Origin of the sequence: Eudoraea sp., from assembly GCF_049665975.1 — a bacterium.
Lineage (GTDB): Bacteria > Bacteroidota > Bacteroidia > Flavobacteriales > Flavobacteriaceae > Eudoraea.
This window is the reverse complement of the sequence record NZ_JBATGR010000101.1, coordinates 1-3,979: the sequence shown is the minus strand read 5'-3', so window position 1 is coordinate 3,979 and position 3,979 is coordinate 1. Positions and strand designations below refer to the sequence as shown.

Below are 3,979 nucleotides of genomic sequence, written 5' to 3'. Positions count from 1 at the left end.
ATTTACGGGTTTAGAAGTAATGGGGCAACTACCAGTTAAACACCCAATTTCAACATAGTAGGTATATCCCGCGACCGCTCCAATGATTATACCTAATATTGTGATTATTATTGCCTTTTTATTCATTTTGGATTGAATGACATTTTACCTGTTATCCCATTTTCAATATCAATAACGCCCATTGGTCATTGGGTCTGCTTCTGAAATTACTCATATCTAGGGTACTTTTAATTTATAGAGCAAAATTATCGAGGGATTATCCAATTAAACATGACCTAGGTCAGTGATAACAACTTTTGCAAAAAATAATATAGACTATGTACTTCCATTAGGCTCTTGTCAAGCTCCCTAATTGATATTAATCATTGTAGACTTTGACTAGGCTACTTAAATTGCTTTCCATTAGAACCAAAAGAAAAATGAACACTCATGAATGCTTGAATTTGCTTGCCGAGTTCTCTTCAGAAATACGGAAGCTCACGCTAAAAAGGCTCGATGAAGTACCGGAAGGATTTATCAATTGGAGACTGAACAATACCGCTATGAGTTTTGCGGACATTGTACAACATCTCATTAATGTTGACGAACTTTTTTTGAATATTGCGACAACCCATGAGAAAAATTTTAAGTGGACATTGGGTTCTGAGGAACCCCACCTGCACGTTGATGAGGCAACTTATGAGGCAATGCTTAAAAAATTAGAGGAGTTTCAACTCAAACGCCATTCGGTTATTCGTTCCCTTAAAGATGCTGCTGTTAATGAACAAATTACAGATGATAAAGGAGAAAATATGACACTGTGGTGGTTTCTAATGAGACAAGTCTTGGAACATGAAGTCTATCATAGGGGACAGATAGCAGCTTACCTTAAAATCCTAAAGGGAGAGTCCACTAAATTCAAATAAGCCTCCATATTTCGATTGTTTTTTTGTCGTCTGCACAAAAACAATCGAAAAACCTGATCTAGGTCATATAAAAGTTCCTTGAAGGTTCATAGTTTTGGAATCAATCTAAAAAAGAAATCGAGTTGAAAACAATTTTATTTGCCACCGATTATTCCCAAAATTCCGTCGCCGCTTTAAAGTATGCCCATAAAATGAGTACACAATTGGGTTCTCGCTTGATGGTTACCCATGTATTTGATTATCCAACAGTATTGGGTACAAAAGTTGAGGAACCATTCCCGCATCTTGAGGAAGACGCGTTTAAAGAGCATCATACTAAACTCCAGGAATTTTGTGTGACACACTTAGGAGTAGGGCTGGATGAAGTTAATATTCAGTTAGAGGCTATTGAACATAAATCTGTTATAAACGGGATAATAGATAAAACCAAAGATAGTAACCCTTCCTTACTGGTTGTTGGGATGAAAGGAGGAAGTACTCTAAGGGAGTTTTTGATGGGAAATACTACGAAGCAACTTATCAATAAAGCCCCTTGTCCGGTTCTGTCAATCCCTGCCGATACAAGCTTTAATAAAATTGGAACAATTGTATATGCTACAGACTTTGAAGAAGAGGACATACGTATAATTAAAAACCTGATTGAAATTGCAAAACCTTTTAATGCCGAAATCAAAACAGTTCATGTTTCATCTGAAAAAGAATATGCAGGTAAACAGCGAAAGGAATGGTTTGTAGAAAAACTAAAGAACGAAATAAACTACCCAAGGGTCAACTTTGAGGTATTGTTTTCCGAAGATACTTTTGAAACACTAAGAATTTACTTGGGCGATGTAGGCGCAGATATTGTAGCGATGGTAGAAAGACAACAAAGAAGTCTTCTAAAAAATATTTTTCATCATGATCTTGTCAAAAAGATGGAATCCTATGGAAAAATACCATTAATTACTTTTCATGAAAGTAATTATCAATAATTCGAGTTTAGAGTAAAAAAAATTTAAAACAGTTAACCAATGGCCAGAAGGATATTTAGGATAGTAATAGCATTATCAATCGCATTAGCAATTTATCTTTTTATTTCAAAAGACGCGAACTCCAAAGTCTTTTCGATCATAATGACCAGCCTCACCTTTCTGCTATTCAGCTTTGGAATACATGGGCTTATAGCACATTCATTGAACCCTAAATCAAAAGGGAATATAATTGTTTATCCCATATTAATGTGGGCTCTTTGGGCAATCCTATTTTTGTTGTTCGTATTTTTTGTAATTCCTATTTATTGTCCTGATTTTTTGCTTGATATATGGTAACATTTATTATTCAAACATGAGGCAAATATTATTAAAATTAAGCATATGGATAACTTAAAGACGCTATTGACGGAGATAACCCGTTTAACCTATAATATTGAAACGAACTATCCCGAACTCTATCGGTTTTTGGACGAAAATCCTATGACCATTCCCGCTACCAAACATCCTCATATCGATAGTGCTGTCTTAGGGGAATATCTTGAGAGTTTAAAAGGGTTACTGCAACATCATTTGGAAACGCATAAGAACAAAAAATAAACAAAGGAATGGGAGAAATAGCCACATCCAATAGACAGATTACCTTGTATTATAGTTCTAAGTCTAACAGAGCAAAACAAACCTTGGCCTACGCGAAGGCTGAAGGATTGCCCATACAGGAAATCGATATTTTGAAAACACCCCTGACCGGAACACAGGTTACTGAACTTGCTGACCGACTTAATATGGAGATTTCGGATCTGGTAAATCAAGATCATCCCTCCTATAAATCCCGTTTTGAACATCATGATTTTTCTTCTAATGACTGGATTAAAATGATTCAGCATAATCCAGAGATTATGAAACAGCCTATAGCGCTAAGAGGAAATATTACCATCTTGGTGGAAACCCCTACGGACATTATTAAAATATAATCTGAATGATTAGTACTAGGATTAATCTGCTATAAACAAAATTAAGATTTCAAAATATTTATATTTGCACAACGAAAGTTACTTTGACCTAATTCAAATCATAACAAGTTCACAAATCGTCAACATCGATTGTGAAAATTAGCAAAGAGTCGATTCTGACTGACTTCAGAACCATAGGTTCCGACCCCAGCCAGGTCACCAGAGAAAGTAAAACCCACCGATCAGGTGGGTTTTTTATTTTGAAGGAAATCCAAGCTTGCTTGAGATTTCAGGAGAAATATAAAACAGCAAGCGTCAGCTTGCGTGGTTTTGCTTTTTAACCTCGCCCCCGCCAACTGGCCCCTCGTGGTAAAAGTTCACGGGACTTTTACTGATTCCCTCGGTCCGGGTCAGACGACCAAATATGTCAACAGAAACCTTGGTGAAGGTTGAGGGAGTCAACCCCAGCTGAGAAAAAAAATTCCAGGCACCAAATTCAAATTATTCTTTTAAATAAACAGATCTTATTATGCATCTCTTGAATAGCTCTTAATACTTCACATTTTGAAGCGGGGTATTCATCCAGTAATCATCAAAATTATCGGGCTTTACAATGGTTTGATCTTTGAAAATAGGGATGTCTTTTCTCATAAACAGAGTGTCCTTTAAGACGCTCCCATTAGACTTTATTTCCTGAACAAAAAACTCTCTGAACTGCCTGTATGTTACATATTCCTTATCATTTATTAGGTTGGATTCCAAACCTCCATCACCTGTTATTCCCATATCTCTCAAACCTGTTACTTCTATGCTTAATATATCCAATAGCTCTAGTCTTTTTCTTTTAGCAGCACTTAATTCGTAGGTCATATTTAAAAATTCACTTCTATCCATATCAGGGTATACGAACACGGTTTTCTGATCTATCCTTATTCTATCAATTTGAATTTTCTTTCCTTTAAATTTAAAATTGTAAAATTTTTTTTCCATGGCATATACTGGGTCAACGGAATTATTAAAAGTCAATAGAAAGCATTCGCAATTCATATTAGCTACTGTTTCTTTCAGAATAAACTTTGGTGGCTGACTAACTTCAAAATTATTAGAAAACGAAATGTAATTCAAATACATTTTATCAAATTTCCTATTGTAC

General features: G+C 35.5%; 5 protein-coding genes. 4 read left to right on the top strand and 1 reads right to left on the bottom strand.

Features of this window, described 5'->3' with window-relative positions; all coding sequences use genetic code 11:
* Positions 1 to 419 precede the first annotated feature (419 nt).
* The 4 genes from WBN20_RS04155 to WBN20_RS04140 all read left to right on the top strand — a co-directional run bounded on the left by WBN20_RS04155 (position 420) and on the right by WBN20_RS04140 (position 2,847).
* The gene (locus WBN20_RS04155) at positions 420 to 905 is read left to right on the top strand and encodes a DinB family protein (protein ID WP_424280810.1); all 486 of its coding nucleotides are present in this window, start codon (positions 420 to 422) and stop codon (positions 903 to 905) included.
* Between the two features lie 122 nt (positions 906 to 1,027).
* Entirely contained in the window at positions 1,028 to 1,876 is an 849-nt protein-coding gene (locus WBN20_RS04150) for a universal stress protein (RefSeq protein WP_424280809.1), read from the top strand.
* A 381-nt stretch (positions 1,877 to 2,257) separates the two neighbouring features.
* Positions 2,258 to 2,473 (top strand): hypothetical protein, encoded by a 216-nt coding sequence (locus WBN20_RS04145; protein WP_424280808.1) that lies wholly within the window; start codon positions 2,258 to 2,260, stop codon positions 2,471 to 2,473.
* 8 nt (positions 2,474 to 2,481) lie between these two features.
* Complete coding sequence (locus WBN20_RS04140) at positions 2,482 to 2,847, top strand: arsenate reductase family protein (RefSeq protein WP_424280807.1); 366 nt, start codon at positions 2,482 to 2,484, stop codon at positions 2,845 to 2,847.
* A gap of 528 nt (positions 2,848 to 3,375) precedes the next feature.
* Here WBN20_RS04140 and WBN20_RS04135 read toward each other — a convergent pair.
* Positions 3,376 to 3,979 (bottom strand): hypothetical protein (locus tag WBN20_RS04135; protein ID WP_424280806.1); only part of this gene is annotated, 604 nt, incomplete at its 5' end.